We start from the raw sequence: 14,684 nt of genomic DNA, 5'->3' as shown, positions 1-14,684 counted from the left end.
ATTCCTGGCGTTGCATTGGGTACCATTTGCCGCTTTGTCCGCTGCCCGTCGCGGCTAAAGCCGCATGCATTGCTGATGGAGCTCCAGATGAGCATTTATGGCGATTACATCAAGTCGGTCATTCGTACCGTCCCCGATTGGCCCCAGCCGGGCGTCAACTTCCGTGATATCACGCCGGTGCTGCAGAACAGCGCTGCCTTCCGCAAGCTCATCGATAGCTTCGTGCACCGTTACCAGGAGCTCAATCTGGATGCGATCGCCGCGATCGATGCGCGGGGCTTCATCATCGGCGCGCCGGTAGCGTATGAGCTGGGGTGCAGCTTTGTGCCGGTGCGCAAGAAAGGCAAGTTGCCGTTCAAGACCATCAGCGAAACCTACATGCTGGAATACGGTGAGTCGACGGTCGAGTTGCATTCCGATGCCTTCCGCGAGGGTGATCGTATTCTGGTCATGGATGATCTGATTGCCACCGGCGGCACCATGCTGGCGGCGGCCTCGCTGATTCAGCGTAGCGGAGGGCAGGTGGTCGAGACCGCCGCGATCATTGACCTTCCCGAACTAGGTGGCGCGCAGAAGCTCCGCGAAGCCGGCCATAATGTGTTCGCCGTCTGCACGTTTACCGAGCACGAATGATGAGCGTGGGCGTGTGGCTCTCGCGCCCTCTCTAGTCTTCCCCATCTTCATCCGCGTGGTCTTCCCCATGAGTACCGATCGCTATCACCAGCAATTCACCGTTTCCTGGGACCAGTTGCATCGCGACGTGCGTGCTCTGTGCCATCAACTTGTCGAGCGAGACTTCAAGGGGATCGTTGCCATCACGCGCGGTGGTTTGATTCCTGCGGCGTTGATTGCGCGTGAGCTCAATGTGCGTTTGATCGACACCGTGTGCATCAAGAGTTACGAGCACCAGGAACAAGGCGGCTTGAACGTCATGAAGGGCGTTGAGCACGACGGCGATGGCTGGTTGCTGGTCGACGACCTGGTCGATACCGGCAAGACAGCTCGAGCGGTGCGTGAAATGCTGCCCCAGGCACATTTCGTGACTGTCTATGCCAAGCCGGAAGGTCGCCCGCTGGTCGACCAATACCTGACCGAGGTCGCTCAGGATTGCTGGATTCAGTTTCCCTGGGACATGGGGATTGCCTATGTCGAGCCGCTGGTCGACCAGGTTCGCTCGCGCGATGCGTGATCATTCATCGTCAGAGGTAAGGAAATCCCGTGATGCCCCAGGTCTTGCCGGATAGCTGGCAGCATCATCTCGGCCCCGAGTTCGATGCGCCTTACATGCAGGCGTTACGCGCGTTTCTGGCGCGCGAGAAAGCCCAGCACAAGGTGATCTACCCGCATTCTGCTCACTGGTTTCGTGCCTTCGAGCTGGCGCCGTTAGACCGGGTCCGCGTCGTGATCCTGGGGCAAGATCCGTATCACGGTCCGCACCAGGCACATGGGCTGTGTTTCTCGGTGCGGCCCGGTGTGCCCGTCCCTCCATCCTTGCAGAATATCTACAAGGAGCTGGCCCAGGATGTGGGCGCGAGTCCTGTGTCGCATGGTTTTCTCGAGTCGTGGGCACGTCAGGGCGTGTTGATGCTCAATAGTGTGTTGACCGTCGAGCAGGGCAACGCTGGCGCGCATCGAGGCCAGGGGTGGGAGCTCTTCACCGATCGCGCGATCCAGGTCGTCAACGAGCAATGCGATGGCGTGGTTTTCTTGCTGTGGGGCAGTTACGCACAGAAGAAGGCGGCGTTCGTCGATCGTCAGAAACACCTAGTGCTGCACGCGCCGCATCCCTCTCCCTTGTCGGCGCATCGTGGCTTCTTCGGTCAGCGTCACTTTTCCCAAGCCAATGACTTCTTGGTCGCTCGGGGCCGAGAGGGCATTGACTGGCAATTGCCGGTGCAGCCTGAGCTCGCAGCGTCCTCTTAACCCAGTTCCCCTGACACGCTAGAATGCACGTAAATCCGAACCGTGTTCCGGCCGCGTCCATGACGTAACCGCATGGCCAGCGTGGAATGTGGTTCGGCTCGTCATCGCCGAAAGGATATCCCCCGACATGAGCGTTCATGCCATCCAACACCCCCTGGTCAAGCATAAGCTGGGCTTGATGCGCGAAGCCGGTATCAGTACCAAGAGCTTCCGTGAACTGGCCAGCGAAGTCGCCAAGTTGCTGACCTATGAAGCGACGCAGGATCTCGAGACTCAGAAAACCGAGATTCCGGGGTGGAGCGGAGGCTTGCTCGAAGTCGAGTTGCTCAAGGGCAAGAAGGTCACCGTGGTCCCTATTCTGCGTGCCGGTCTTGGGATGCTCGACGGCGTTACCGACCTCATTCCCAGTGCGCGCGTCAGTGTTGTGGGGCTTTATCGTAACGAAGAGACGCTGGAGCCGGTGCCGTATTTCGAGAAGTTCGTCGGCGACCTCGACGAGCGATTAGCGATCGTCATTGACCCCATGTTGGCGACGGGCGGCTCTATGGTCGCCACGCTGGACATGCTCAAGGAGCGAGGGTGCCCACAGGTCAAGGTCATTGTCCTGGTGGCGGCACCGGAAGGTATCGCCCGGGTTCAGGAGGCTTATCCCGAGGTGGAGATCTACACCGCCGCTGTTGATGAGCGCCTCGATGAGAATGGCTATATCATCCCCGGCCTGGGGGATGCCGGTGACAAGATATTCGGTACACGCTGACCCCGTCCTGGACGCTGCTTTTCGCTCGCGGCCCTGCGTTCATATACGAACGCAGGGCCGTTTTTTTGTCTCTGTTTAGCGCTTTCGTTTCTCAATATAAAGTATAAGTCCAATAAAAAATTAAATAAAACAATGCCTTGCAAGATTTTTTGCCGTTTTCAAGATCGCATATTCGGTTTTCGATAATGAGCGGCATTGTTAAAAAAATGCGCCTCGCCTAGGGTTGTAAGGGCAGTGACGTGAATCGTCATGCACTAACAACGACTATTTGAGATGCGCCATGTCATTGATCCTGGAAAACATCGATCGGCAGGTCGGTGGCGAGTCCCATATAAAAGACGTGAATCTAGAGCTACAGCCCGGCTCTTTCAATGTCCTGCTGGGACGTACTCTGGCGGGTAAAACAACGTTGATGCGCTTGATGGCCGGACTCGACTCCCCGACCCACGGGCGCTTGATAATGAATGACCAAGATGTCACCGGCGTCTCGGTACGTCATCGTAATGTGTCGATGGTCTATCAGCAATTCATCAATTACCCGAGTCTGACGGTTTATAATAACATTGCATCACCGCTGAAGCTCGCCAAGGTACCACGTGCGGAGGTCGATCGACGGGTAAGAAATATCGCCGAAATGCTTCATATCGAGCATTTGCTTGACCGTCTCCCACTTGAACTTTCCGGCGGACAACAACAGCGTACCGCCATGGGACGGGCCCTGGTAAAGGATGCGGACGTTGTCCTCTTCGACGAGCCATTGGTCAATCTGGATTACAAGCTTCGTGAAGAATTTCGAGAAGAATTGCGTGCCGTCTTTAGCGAGCGTAATTGCATTGCGGTTTATGCAACCACTGAACCTGCCGAGGCGCTGGCATTAGGAGGTAATACGGCGGTATTGCACGAAGGTCGCCTATTGCAGTACGGCCGCACCGAAGATGTTTATCATCGTCCTCAGGACATCCTCACGGCGGAGATGTTCTCCGAACCCTCCATCAATATTCTGGACGGTGTCGTCTCTGGGGAGGAGCTGACCTTCGATCGTAAAACGTATTTTTCACTGGACCGTTATTTGAAGCGACTACCGGCGGGCGAGTATCGCTTTGGCGTACGTGCCTCGCACATTTCATTGACACCTCAGACGAGCAATGACATTACGCTCCACATGATAGTGGATCTAGCGGAGATCAGTGGTTCCGAGACGTTTCTTCACGTGCATGACGAACGTTTCAATATGACAGTGTACCTTGAGGGTATCCATGAGTTCTCGGTGGATGCATCGGTAACACTCTATCTTCCGGCCCACAAGATGTATGTCTTCGATCAGCAGGGTGCAGTCGCGCATACACCCATGCATCTGGGAGGAAGCTGACATGGCAGAAATCACTCTAAAATCCCTTGCCCATACCTATCTCGCCGATCCAACGTCATCAGAGGATTATGCCATCCGCGAGATGGACCACGTCTGGCATCAAGGAGGAGCCTATGCGCTGCTCGGGCCTTCTGGCTGTGGTAAATCGACGCTGCTGAACATCATTTCCGGCTTGCTGGAACCTTCGAGCGGCGAGGTTCTCTTTGATGGTGAACTGGTCAACGACATGCCCCCCGAGGCGCGCAACATCGCGCAAGTTTTTCAGTTCCCCGTCGTTTACGACACCATGACGGTCTATGACAATCTGGCCTTCCCGCTACGTAACGTGAAGACGCCCGAGGCGCGCGTTCACGAGCGCGTCATGGAAGTTGCCGATGTGCTGGAACTTACTGCCCAGCTCAAGCGCAAGGCCAAGAACCTGACCGCCGATGAAAAACAGAAGGTTTCCATGGGGCGTGGACTGGTACGTGACGATGTTGCGGCGATTTTATTCGATGAACCGCTCACCGTTATTGATCCTCAACTCAAGTGGAAGCTTCGCCGCAAGTTGAAAGAGATTCATCAACGCTTTGGAGTCACCATGATCTATGTGACTCACGATCAGCTCGAGGCCTCTACTTTTGCAGACAAGATCGCGGTGATGTATGAAGGTCAGATCGTCCAGTTCGGAACGCCACGTGAATTGTTCGAAGAGCCAAGGCATACGTTTGTCGGCTATTTTATCGGTAGTCCCGGAATGAATTTTCTGGATGTCGTGATGAGTGACGGCCGCGTCATGAGTGGTGACGCCGAATTGGTCGTGGGACAGCATATTTGTGATGCCGTGGCGCATGCCGATTCCAGCAATATCAAGTTGGGTATCCGCCCAGAGTTCATCGAGGTGCATCCAGAGCCAATCGAAGGTGGGATGGAGGCTCGGGTAGATTACGCTCAGGATTTGGGGACCTTTTCTATCGTGCATCTCATGCTGGGCAATGTCGTCCTCAAGGCGCGTATAGCGGAAGATCAGGCAACGCCAAGTAGCAAGGCATGGCTTCGTTTTCCCGATGACCGACTTGGCCTATACATCGATGAATATCGCGTGGAGAGCGGTCATGAATAAAGTCTACAATAACCGGGCATGGTGGTTGATTCTACCCATGCTATTGCTGGTAGCGTTTACCGCCATTATTCCATTGATGACCGTGGTGAACTATTCGGTCCAGGATGTCTTCGATGCTCATACTCGGTTCTTTACGGGGACCGAGTGGTTCAAGCAGATGCTCAATGATCCTGCACTACAGGCGGCCTTGGTGCGTCAGTTTGCCTTCTCGCTGACCGTGCTGGCCATCGAAGTGCCCTTGGGGATCGGTATTGCTCTGATAATGCCCAAGAAGGGCTGGCAGGCATCGGCCATGCTCATACTCGTTACCATGCCATTATTGATCCCCTGGAATGTGGTCGGCAGCATTTGGCAAATCTTCACCCGTGGCGATATTGGGCTCATGGGGTGGGGGCTACGCGAGTTGGGTTATGGCTACAACATTACGGCAAATCCAGTGGATGCTTGGGCGACCATCATCCTGATGGATGTCTGGCACTGGACGCCTCTGATCGCCTTGCTTTGCTTTAGTGGCCTGCGCTCGATTCCGGATGCCTATTATCAGGCGGCACGTATCGATCGTGCTTCCAAATGGGCCATATTTCGCCATATCCAGCTTCCCAAGTTAACCAATGTGTTGGTTATTGGCGTATTGTTGCGCTTCATGTACTCCTTCAAGATATATGCAGAGCCTTTCGTTTTAACCGGCGGTGGTCCTGGCAGTTCAACGACGTTTCTTAGCCAGTCACTTACCACTATGGCTATTGGTCAACAGGATTTGGGGCCGTCAGCAGCGTTCTCGCTCATTTATTTTCTGATTATTCTGCTTGTCTGCTGGGTGTTCTACACCGCCATCATGAATATGCAGAAAGACGATAAAAACAAGGAAGGGTGAGATGAGAAATATACTACCCACAACACCAGAGGCCGTGCGTGATCGGGCAGCGGCTGCCAATAACCGTCGCCGTCGCAGAGCGCGCTCGGCTTCCACCCAGTGGCGTCGTCGAGGGCTGGTGGGCATCTACGTCATCTTTTTGATGTTGCCCATATACTGGCTTCTCAATATGTCATTCCAGTCCAATAACGAGATACTGAGTGCCTTGACGTTGTGGCCGCAGGATTTTACTGCTGAACACTATGTCAAGATTTTTACAACTTCTAATTGGTATATGGGGTATGTCAACTCTATTTCTTATGTCTTGATGAACATGCTGATAAGTATTGTGGTGGCATTGCCGGCAGCCTATGCTTTCAGTCGTTATAAATTTATAGGCGATAAGCATCTTTTTTTCTGGCTGTTGACTAACCTCATGGCGCCACCGGCAGTTTTCTTGCTGCCTTATTTTCAACTCTATTATACGGTTGGGCTCTTCGATACTCATTTTTCGGTGGCTCTGGCACATTGCCTGTTCAATATTCCGCTTGCGGTCTGGATTCTGGAAGGATTCATGAGTGGTGTGCCTAAGGAAGTCGATGAAATGGCGTTTATCGATGGCTACAGTTTCCCCAAGTTTTTCGTCAAGATTTTTGTGCCCATGATCAGCTCGGGTATAGGGGTTACCCTGTTCTTCTTGTTCATGTTCTCTTGGGTCGAATTACTGCTCGCCAATACGTTGACTGCGACCAACGCACAGCCTATCGCTTCCGTTATGACTCAAACAAAGGGAGCCTCGGGGATTGACTGGGGAACGCTATCTGCCGCCGGCGTCTTGACGATTCTGCCTGGCATCGTGGTGGTTTATTTTGTTCGTAATCATATTGCCAAGGGCTTTGCTCTAGGCCGAACCTGAGGGGGCGTGATATGGAATGGATGGTTTGGACGACGCCTACTGCGATATTTTTCATGGCCATTGCCCTGATGCTATCAGGGATGACGGTCTGGGAGGTTGTCTCACCCACGGTCGAGCGCAAGGGGTTTTTACCGATTTCAACCACACGGGGTGACCGGCTGTTTATCGGTCTGCTTTGTGCCGCCTATATTCACTTGTTGGTGGTTGGCTTTACTTCACTCAATATCTGGATTGCCTTGAGCGTCTCCATCCTTTGGATGTTGGTGCTGATACGCTGGGGGTAACCGTTGCTTGGAGCTGTAGTTTCACGGACGAAAAACCACAATCGAAGAGGTGACTATGAAAGCTATAAGAATACGATTCTCTCTGCTTGCCGCAGGCGTGATGCTTGCAAGCGGCTCAGTGCACGCCGATGAGAGAGATACTCGGGCCATTGCAGAGCAATTGGTGGATAAGCACTTTCAGGAATCGACACTGACACGTGAACAACAGATCGAAGAGCTCATGTGGTTTGCCAAGGCAGCCGAGCCTTTTCGTGGAATGGAGATCAATACGGTCGCGGAGGGCCTGACGACGCACGTTTATGAACGTGACGTCCTGGCGAAGGCTTTTAGCAAGCTGACGGGTATCAACCTCACTCATAATATCATCGGTGAGGGTGATGTTGTCACCAATATGCAGACCCAGATGCAAACAGGACGTAATATATATGATGGTTACGTCAATGATACAGATTCCATCGGTACGCATATTCGCTATGGTGATACCGTCAATATTTCCGAGGCCATGAAAAACGAGTGGGCCGATTACACGCTGCCCACTTTGGATCTCGATGATTTCATGGGATTGCAATATGGGACGGGGCCCGACGGTAGTCTTTATCAGTTGCCAACGCAGCAGTTCGCCAACCTATATTGGTTCCGCTACGATTGGTTTCAGCGTGAGGATCTGCAGAAGAAATTTCGTGATATCTATGGGTATGACCTAGGCGTTCCTACCAATTGGACGGCCTATGAAGATATTGCCGAGTTCTTCACCGAGCATGTCGGCGAGATTGATGGCCACAAGGTGTATGGCCACATGGATTACGGTCGTCGGGATCCCTCGCTGGGATGGCGCTTCCATGACTCCTGGCTCTCCATGGCGGGTATGGGAAGTCCGGGGGTGCCGTTTGGCAACCCGGTGGATGACTGGGGGATTCGCGTCAACGAGCAGAGTCAACCGGTCGGTGCCAGCGTTTCGCGTGGCGGGGCCACCAACTCACCGGCCTCGGTTTTTGCCGTGACCAAAATGGTCGATTGGCTGAAGAAGTATGCACCGCCCGAGGCGAGCGGCATGACGTTCAGTGAGGCGGGGCCGGTGCCTGCGCAAGGCAATATTGCCCAGCAGATCTTTTGGTATTCGGCCTTTACTGCGGATATGACCGGGCCCGATCTGCCGGTGACCGATGAAGATGGAAATCCTAAGTGGAGGATGGCGCCATCGCCGACGGGGCCGTACTGGGAAGAAGGCATGAAGGTCGGGTATCAAGATGTGGGAGCCTGGACCTTCTTTAAATCCACGCCCGAGGATCGACGGACGGCCGCTTGGCTCTTTGCGCAGTTTACTGTTTCAAAGACCGTCTCGCTCGAAAAGTTGCTGGCGGGCCTGACCCCGATCCGTAAATCGGATATTTTCTCTGAAAAAATGACGCAAATGGCGCCCAAGCTCGGTGGGCTGGTGGAGTTTTATCGTAGTCCCAATGCAGCCAAGTGGACGCCATCGAGCACCAATGTCCCGGACTATCCGCGAATGGCGCCCTTGTGGTGGGAAAACTTGTCGCCGGCCGTAAGCGGTGATGTCGCTCCCAAAGAGGCACTCGATAACCTGGCTGCTGACCTGGACAACATCATGTCGCGTCTTGCTCGAGCCGATGTGTTCGATACGTATTCACCGAATCTCAATGAGAAGCGAGATCCAGAATACTGGCTATCCCAACCGGGAGCGCCTAAGCCCAAGCTGGACAACGAGATGCCGCAGGGCACCACCGTTCCCTATGATGAACTGATGAAGCAATGGATGGCGGCCGGTTCTAGCGAGTGATCAATGGACGTGGTGCTTGACGCGTCCATGAATGTCCCGGGCTTGCCCGGGACATGCCATGATCGTGTAGTCGGCGATTCGGAGTACAACACAAGGCCTCACTCGGTTCATGCCGGGCGGGGCCTTTTGCTTGGACAAGCCTCTTGTGACAACTGCCCCGATATCCGCGCTATCAATGTGTTGAAAGGAGCTCTTAGTGCGCTGGTAGCTGCGGTGAAGCCATCGTCATTGCTAGAATATCGCGCTTCCATTCCCGCCCACCAATATCAGGAGCTGCTTTCCCATGACCGACGACACTGCGACCTCGGCGACGCCAACGAACCATCCGATACGCACGCTGATCACTGGAACGCAAATGCTGTTCGTGGCGTTCGGAGCCTTGGTGCTGGTGCCGTTATTGACAGGTCTGGACCCGAGTGTCGCGTTATTCACGGCGGGGATCGGCACCTTGATCTTCCAGTTCATCACGCAACGCAGTATCCCCGTGTTTCTGGCGTCCTCATTTGCGTTCATCGCCCCCATTCAGGGGTCGGTGGCCAGCTATGGCATACCTGCCACCTTGGGTGGATTGTTCGTCGCAGGCCTGGTCTATGTGGCGATCTCACAGATCGTGCGCGTGAGGGGAACCGCATGGCTGCATCGCCTGCTGCCCTCGGTCGTGGTGGGACCGGTGATCATGGTCATCGGCCTCGCGCTGGCGCCGGTGGCAGTGGATATGGCCACGGGGAAAAACAGCGATATGGGCTATGTCCAGGCCATTTCGTTGTCGATGATCAGCCTACTGGTAACGCTGGTGTTGGCGGTTTTCGGGCGAGGCCTGATCCGTCTGATTCCGATCATGGGCGGGATCGTCGTCGGGTATGCGTTAGGGCTGGCCATGGGCGTGGTCGATCTGACGCCGGTGCATGACGCCGCCTGGCTGGCGTGGCCCGATTTCGTGTCCCCGACGTTCAATCTTGCAGCGATCCTGTTCATGATTCCGGTGGCCATCGCGCCGGTGATCGAGCACATCGGCGATATGGTGGCGATCGGGTCGGTCACACGTCGCAATTACCTGGAAACCCCCGGACTCAAGCGCACCCTGCTGGGCGATGGGCTGGCGACGTCCGTGGCGGCACTTTTCGGTGGACCGCCCAACACAACCTATTCGGAGGTCACCGGCGCGGTAACGCTGACTCGCAATTTCAATCCGGCGATCATGATCGTCGCAGCCTGTACCGCCATTGTACTGGCGTTCGTGGCCAAGCTTGGCATGTTGTTGCAGACCATCCCTACGCCGGTGATGGGGGGGATCATGACCCTGTTGTTCGGCTCCATCGCGGTCGTGGGGATGAACTCCTTGGTGCGTGGCGGCGAGTCCTTGACCGCGCCGCGCAATCTCGTGGTGGTGTCGCTGATCCTGGTGTTCGGTATTGGGGGGATGCAGCTCGGTAGCGGCGAATACGCTCTGCAGGGCGTGAGCCTCGCCGCGCTGGTCGGTATCGTGCTCAACTGGGCCTTGCCGCCGGCCGCCAAGCATGAGTGAGGGAGAGCGGGAGGCTCGTCAGGTGGAGGCTAGTGGCGGTGATGCGTACTCGCCCCGCCCTCCGAGAAACCCGGGGGAGTGTTGGCGCTGACGATGACGCAGTCCCCAGCGCCGGGATTGCGAAAGCGGTGAGGAAGGCGCGAGTCGAAATAGTAGGCGTCGCCCGCGTGCAGGCATTGGGTATCACCATTGACGGTGAGTTCGATGGTACCGGAAACGACGACGCCGCCTTCCTCGCCTTCGTGTTCGAGCATGTCCTCGCCGGTATCGGCCCCTGGCGGGTAATGCTCGTGGATGATCGACATGCCGCGGCTGGGGTGGCGTGCGGCGACCAGACGCCAGGAAAGATTGCCATCGCCGATTTCCGTCAGCTCTGCGGCGCGATAGAAGACTTTCTCCTGGGGGCTGGTTTCCTCGCCGACGAAGAACTCGCTGATCGAGACCGGCATGGCATCGAGAATTTTTTTCAGCGAGCTCACCGAAGGACTCACGCTATTCTGCTCGATGAGCGAAATGGTGCTGTTGGTCACGCCGGCACGTTTCGCCAGCTCGCGTTGCGATAAGTCGCGCAACATGCGCAATTGCTTGAGACGTGCGCCGACGTCGAATCCGCTCATGGATGATCCTTGCGTGTACCGAGACGTTATCGACCTATGATAGCGCCTCGTTGAAGCGATCTTAACCGCCGCGTGAGGACGGTGAGGTCATGTCGCTGAGAGAGGCGATCAATTTGCGTGTCGTGACGTCCTCGGCGCCGCTGGGAAATGCCTGGCAGGGGAGCCAGACATGGAATATCGAGCCGCGACCGCGTGCCGAGGCGACCCACATCTCGCCGCCGCTGCGACGTACGATACCCGCGCTGATGGCCAGGCCGAGCCCGGAGCCTGCTTCGCGCGTGGTGAAGAACGGATCGAAGACGCGCCCACGTAGTTCCAGTGGAATGCCCGGCCCCTGGTCGGCAACACGAACCTCCACGCCATCGCGCCGTCCGTGTCCGGGAATCGTGCGTGACGTGTCGCGCGTGGCCAGATGAATGATCATCGGTGACGTGCTGGCCTGAGTGGCATTGAGCAGCAGGTTGATCAGTACCTGCTGCAATTGGCCGCGGTGGCATTCGGCTCGCCGTGTGGCGTGCAGCGAACCGATCAGCCGATGGCCGTGCTTGTCGAGCGCGTGGCGGACGAGTACCTCGGTATCTGCGGCGATGGCATTGATGTCCTCGTCACGGAAGGCCGGCTCTTGACCGTTGCCGGCACGCGAGTATTGCAGCAGGTTGTCGATCAGCGCCCGGATGCGCTCGACTTGGGCGATGATGGTGTCGATCTCGTCGCGTACGGGAGCCGCATCAGGACCGAGCGTATCGTCCAGCAGTTCCACGTGGCCCAGGATGACGGCCGCGGGGTTGTTGATTTCATGCGCGATGCCAGCCGTCATTTCGCCCAGGGCGGCGAGCTTCTCCTGCGTCATCAGGCTGGCGCGCGCCTGCTTGAGCAAGGCCACGTGCTCCTCGAGGGCACGTGTTTTTTCGGTCAAGGACTGGGTGCGTGCCTCGACGCGTCGCTCGAGGGTCTGAGCGGCGCGCTGCAAGGCGGCCTGGTGGGTATCCAGGCGATCGAGCATGGCATCGAATTCATGGGCCAGTTCGGCCAGTTCGTCTTGGCTGTCGAGGTGACCAATGCGCAAATGGCGACCCTCGCGAACCCCGTGGATCACGCGATGCATTCGGCGTATTGGACTGGCGAGAGCATCGATTCCGCGGATCACCATCAGCCCTGAGATCAGGACGATGATGGCCAGAATGGCACCGACCTGAAAGAGCGTTTGCCGATAAAGGGCTTCATAAGGCGCCAGGGGGAAACCGGCGTAGATCATGCCGATACGCTGACCGGTCAGCGATGTGAGCGGTGCATAAGCGGCGACGTACCAGCCGCTGACCACGAAGGCGCTATCGATGAAACGCTCGCCGCGTTCGAGCACTTGGCGACTGACGGGCTCGGAGACGCGTGTACCGAGTGCCCGTTCGCCGTTGTCCAGGCGTACATTGGTGGCGATGCGCACGTCATCGAGAAACAAGGTGACGCTGCCGGTACTGCCTTCGGGCAACGTGCCCGGCCCATAGACCAGGTCGCGAATATCATCCACGGGAGCGGCATCGCCATTGAGCAAGCGCCCGCCATCCAGCAGAAGACGCCGGTGGCCCGGGTCATCATGAATTGGATACAGCGTGCGTAGCACCATACCGCGTGTTTCGCGTCGCCGATCGCTGGGGGCGGCTTGCGGTGTGTCATGCAGCTCGAGGCGCGCGCGTTGGGCCAGTCCGGGAGCCAGTGTCTCGAGCCGCGTTGCGGGGAGCACATCCAGGCCGGACATGCCGTGTGTATGGCCTGGCGAGTGCAATCGGCGGTGCAGTTCGGGGCGTGTCTCGAAGGCTGCCAGCGGTACCACGCGCAACCAGTCCAGTTGCATTGCTTCCTGGGTTTCATCGAGCAGTGCCTCGAGGGATTGCGACCCCTCGCCCTGCAGTGCCGAGGCGAGCGCGTGGCTATGCGCCAATTCCTCGAGGCGTGCTTGCTGCTGCTGGCTCAAGCCATCCAGAACCCGCGAGGCGACGGCCAGGTCGGCACGCACTTTCATGTACAACTGACGGTCATTGTACGTCGAGGTCCAGTAGGCGGTGAGTCCCGTCAGGGCGATTATCAGCAACGCCATGGGCGCGAACGTGAGCCACAAGAGCCGACGTCGAATCGAGGCGCGCAGCCAGCGGCGCAGGCGTCTCATGCGCCGAGGTCTTGCCAGGCGTTGAGCTTGCGATCGAGGGTCTTGCGCGACACGCCCAGAGAGCGAGCGGCGCTGGACTTGTTATGACCGTGAGCCCCGAGCACCTCCAGGATATGCGCTCGTTCGACGGCTTCCAGCGACCAGTCGCAAGGATAGCCCTTGACGCTATCGCTGGAGGAGCTGTCGGCTGCCTCGTCGAGCATGTCACTGGGAAGCTGGCCGAGCAGGATACAACGTTCGATGAAATTCTTGAGTTCGCGGATGTTTCCGGGCCAAGGGTAATGCGTCAGGCGCTCGAGATCGGCGTGTTGCCACGGCAGGGCTTCGAGGCCGAGATCGCGTGCCAGCTGCCGGGAAAAATGGTGGGCCAGGACAGGAATATCCTCGGGGCGCTCGCGCAAGGCGGGAAGGGTCATGGTCAGGACATTGAGGCGAAAATAGAGATCCTCACGGAAGCGTCCCTCGCTGACTTCATGCTGCAGGTTGCGATGGGTGGCGGCGATGATGCGCACGTCCACGGGTTGTTCCTGCTCGCTACCCACCGGACGGATGCGTTTGCTTTCGATCACGCGCAGCAGTTTGGCCTGCATGGCCAATGGCATCTCGGCGATTTCGTCGAGAAACAACGTCCCGCCGTCGGCATAGGTGAACAGCCCTTCGCGGGTCTTCACCGCGCCGGTGAACGCCCCCTTGATATGGCCGAAGAGTTCCGACTCCAGCAGCTCGCCGGCGATGGCGCCACAATTGAGCGGAACGAAAGCCCCGAACCGCCCTGAAAGGCGATGCAGGTCACGCGCCACGAGCTCCTTGCCAGTGCCCGACTCGCCATGGATCAAGACAGCCGAGGGGGCCGGTGCGACGCGTTCGATGATCGTTCTGACCTGGGCCATGGCGCGGCTATCCCCGATCATGCTTTCGTCGGGGTGATAAAGGCGCTGCGTCTCGCGCTTGAGCACGAAATTCTCGCGCGCCAGACGGCGCTGAGCCAGGCAGCGGTCGACGGCGCCTTGCAACTGCTCGAGCCGAAACGGCTTGATGATGAAGTCGCTGGCGCCCGCGCGCAGCGCTTTGACCGCCATGTCGAGATCGGCGTAGGCGGTCATGAAGATGATATCGCTACGCCGTTCGGGGCCGAGGGCTTCGTGCCACTCGATGCCCGACCGATCGGGAAGGCGGATGTCCACCAGCAGCAGATCGAAGTGTAGACGCTGGCGCAGCGCCTCGGCGGCACTGAGCGAGTCGGCGACCTCGACCAGCGCAAAGCGCGAGGCCAGCGCCTTGGCCAGATAGCTGCGCATGCCAGGCTCGTCGTCGACGATCAGCACGGAGGCGGTGGGCAGTTCGGTGGATGCAGTCATGAGTGGCGTTCCCTGCGTGAC

The 14,684-nt window shown here is 57.4% G+C and carries 14 protein-coding genes; 11 read left to right on the top strand and 3 right to left on the bottom strand.

The window, feature by feature from the left end:
* The first annotated feature begins 87 nt into the window (after positions 1 to 87).
* The 11 genes from C8E00_RS07875 to C8E00_RS07825 all read left to right on the top strand — a co-directional run bounded on the left by C8E00_RS07875 (position 88) and on the right by C8E00_RS07825 (position 10,527).
* Complete coding sequence (locus C8E00_RS07875; protein ID WP_133696613.1) at positions 88 to 633, top strand: adenine phosphoribosyltransferase; 546 nt, start codon at positions 88 to 90, stop codon at positions 631 to 633.
* Between the two features lie 67 nt (positions 634 to 700).
* On the top strand, positions 701 to 1,189 hold the full coding sequence (gene gpt / locus C8E00_RS07870; protein ID WP_133697223.1) for a xanthine phosphoribosyltransferase: 489 nt from the start codon (positions 701 to 703) through the stop codon (positions 1,187 to 1,189).
* Positions 1,190 to 1,221: 32 nt separating this feature from the next.
* Positions 1,222 to 1,923, top strand: a complete 702-nt coding sequence (gene ung / locus C8E00_RS07865) for a uracil-DNA glycosylase (RefSeq protein WP_133696611.1) — start codon at positions 1,222 to 1,224, stop codon at positions 1,921 to 1,923.
* A gap of 127 nt (positions 1,924 to 2,050) precedes the next feature.
* Positions 2,051 to 2,680, top strand: a complete 630-nt coding sequence (gene upp, locus C8E00_RS07860) for a uracil phosphoribosyltransferase (RefSeq protein WP_133696608.1) — start codon at positions 2,051 to 2,053, stop codon at positions 2,678 to 2,680.
* Between the two features lie 280 nt (positions 2,681 to 2,960).
* A complete protein-coding gene (locus C8E00_RS07855; RefSeq protein ID WP_133696606.1) occupies positions 2,961 to 4,049 on the top strand; it encodes an ABC transporter ATP-binding protein in 1,089 nt (362 codons plus the stop codon).
* A gap of 1 nt (position 4,050) precedes the next feature.
* Positions 4,051 to 5,151, top strand: a complete 1,101-nt coding sequence (locus tag C8E00_RS07850) for an ABC transporter ATP-binding protein (RefSeq protein WP_133696603.1) — start codon at positions 4,051 to 4,053, stop codon at positions 5,149 to 5,151.
* Positions 5,144 to 6,025 (top strand): carbohydrate ABC transporter permease, encoded by an 882-nt coding sequence (locus tag C8E00_RS07845; RefSeq protein ID WP_133696600.1) that lies wholly within the window; start codon positions 5,144 to 5,146, stop codon positions 6,023 to 6,025. The genes C8E00_RS07850 and C8E00_RS07845 overlap by 8 nt, the downstream gene beginning before the upstream one ends.
* A 1-nt stretch (position 6,026) precedes the next feature.
* Positions 6,027 to 6,920, top strand: coding sequence for a carbohydrate ABC transporter permease (locus C8E00_RS07840; RefSeq protein ID WP_133696598.1), 894 nt, complete (start codon positions 6,027 to 6,029; stop codon positions 6,918 to 6,920).
* Positions 6,921 to 6,931: 11 nt separating this feature from the next.
* Positions 6,932 to 7,204 carry a DUF2160 domain-containing protein gene (locus C8E00_RS07835; RefSeq protein ID WP_133696595.1) on the top strand — a complete coding sequence of 91 codons (273 nt, stop codon included), beginning with the start codon at positions 6,932 to 6,934 and terminating at the stop codon, positions 7,202 to 7,204.
* A gap of 55 nt (positions 7,205 to 7,259) precedes the next feature.
* Positions 7,260 to 9,002 (top strand): ABC transporter substrate-binding protein, encoded by a 1,743-nt coding sequence (locus C8E00_RS07830; protein WP_133696593.1) that lies wholly within the window; start codon positions 7,260 to 7,262, stop codon positions 9,000 to 9,002.
* Positions 9,003 to 9,285: 283 nt separating this feature from the next.
* A complete protein-coding gene (locus tag C8E00_RS07825; protein WP_133696590.1) occupies positions 9,286 to 10,527 on the top strand; it encodes a uracil-xanthine permease family protein in 1,242 nt (413 codons plus the stop codon).
* Positions 10,528 to 10,556: 29 nt separating this feature from the next.
* Here the strand turns inward: C8E00_RS07825 and C8E00_RS07820 are convergent, their stop codons facing one another.
* From C8E00_RS07820 to C8E00_RS07810, 3 genes are all read right to left on the bottom strand, one after another.
* On the bottom strand, positions 10,557 to 11,144 hold the full coding sequence (locus C8E00_RS07820; RefSeq protein ID WP_133696587.1) for a cupin domain-containing protein: 588 nt from the start codon (positions 11,142 to 11,144) through the stop codon (positions 10,557 to 10,559).
* Positions 11,145 to 11,205: 61 nt separating this feature from the next.
* Complete coding sequence (locus C8E00_RS07815; protein WP_133696585.1) at positions 11,206 to 13,305, bottom strand: sensor histidine kinase; 2,100 nt, start codon at positions 13,303 to 13,305, stop codon at positions 11,206 to 11,208.
* A complete protein-coding gene (locus C8E00_RS07810) occupies positions 13,302 to 14,663 on the bottom strand; it encodes a sigma-54-dependent transcriptional regulator (RefSeq protein WP_133696583.1) in 1,362 nt (453 codons plus the stop codon). Before C8E00_RS07810 ends, C8E00_RS07815 begins: the two co-directional genes overlap by 4 nt.
* Positions 14,664 to 14,684 lie beyond the last annotated feature (21 nt).

The sequence above is a fragment of the Chromohalobacter marismortui genome (genome assembly GCF_004364315.1).
In the GTDB taxonomy this organism is placed as follows: domain Bacteria; phylum Pseudomonadota; class Gammaproteobacteria; order Pseudomonadales; family Halomonadaceae; genus Chromohalobacter; species Chromohalobacter marismortui.
Note: the sequence above shows the minus strand (reverse complement) of the source record. Positions and strands in the feature narration are given on the sequence as shown.

Excerpts from the sequence above, each read along its gene's own strand:
- C8E00_RS07875 (WP_133696613.1), top strand. The coding sequence starts at position 88 with ATGAGCATTTATGGCGATTACATCAAGTCGGTCATTCGTACCGTCCCC.
- gpt (WP_133697223.1), top strand. The coding sequence starts at position 701 with ATGAGTACCGATCGCTATCACCAGCAATTCACCGTTTCCTGGGACCAG.
- ung (WP_133696611.1), top strand. The coding sequence starts at position 1,222 with ATGCCCCAGGTCTTGCCGGATAGCTGGCAGCATCATCTCGGCCCCGAG.
- upp (WP_133696608.1), top strand. The coding sequence starts at position 2,051 with ATGAGCGTTCATGCCATCCAACACCCCCTGGTCAAGCATAAGCTGGGC.
- C8E00_RS07855 (WP_133696606.1), top strand. The coding sequence starts at position 2,961 with ATGTCATTGATCCTGGAAAACATCGATCGGCAGGTCGGTGGCGAGTCC.
- C8E00_RS07850 (WP_133696603.1), top strand. The coding sequence starts at position 4,051 with ATGGCAGAAATCACTCTAAAATCCCTTGCCCATACCTATCTCGCCGAT.
- C8E00_RS07845 (WP_133696600.1), top strand. The coding sequence starts at position 5,144 with ATGAATAAAGTCTACAATAACCGGGCATGGTGGTTGATTCTACCCATG.
- C8E00_RS07840 (WP_133696598.1), top strand. The coding sequence starts at position 6,027 with ATGAGAAATATACTACCCACAACACCAGAGGCCGTGCGTGATCGGGCA.
- C8E00_RS07835 (WP_133696595.1), top strand. The coding sequence starts at position 6,932 with ATGGAATGGATGGTTTGGACGACGCCTACTGCGATATTTTTCATGGCC.
- C8E00_RS07830 (WP_133696593.1), top strand. The coding sequence starts at position 7,260 with ATGAAAGCTATAAGAATACGATTCTCTCTGCTTGCCGCAGGCGTGATG.
- C8E00_RS07825 (WP_133696590.1), top strand. The coding sequence starts at position 9,286 with ATGACCGACGACACTGCGACCTCGGCGACGCCAACGAACCATCCGATA.
- C8E00_RS07820 (WP_133696587.1), bottom strand. The coding sequence starts at position 11,144 with ATGAGCGGATTCGACGTCGGCGCACGTCTCAAGCAATTGCGCATGTTG.
- C8E00_RS07815 (WP_133696585.1), bottom strand. The coding sequence starts at position 13,305 with ATGAGACGCCTGCGCCGCTGGCTGCGCGCCTCGATTCGACGTCGGCTC.
- C8E00_RS07810 (WP_133696583.1), bottom strand. The coding sequence starts at position 14,663 with ATGACTGCATCCACCGAACTGCCCACCGCCTCCGTGCTGATCGTCGAC.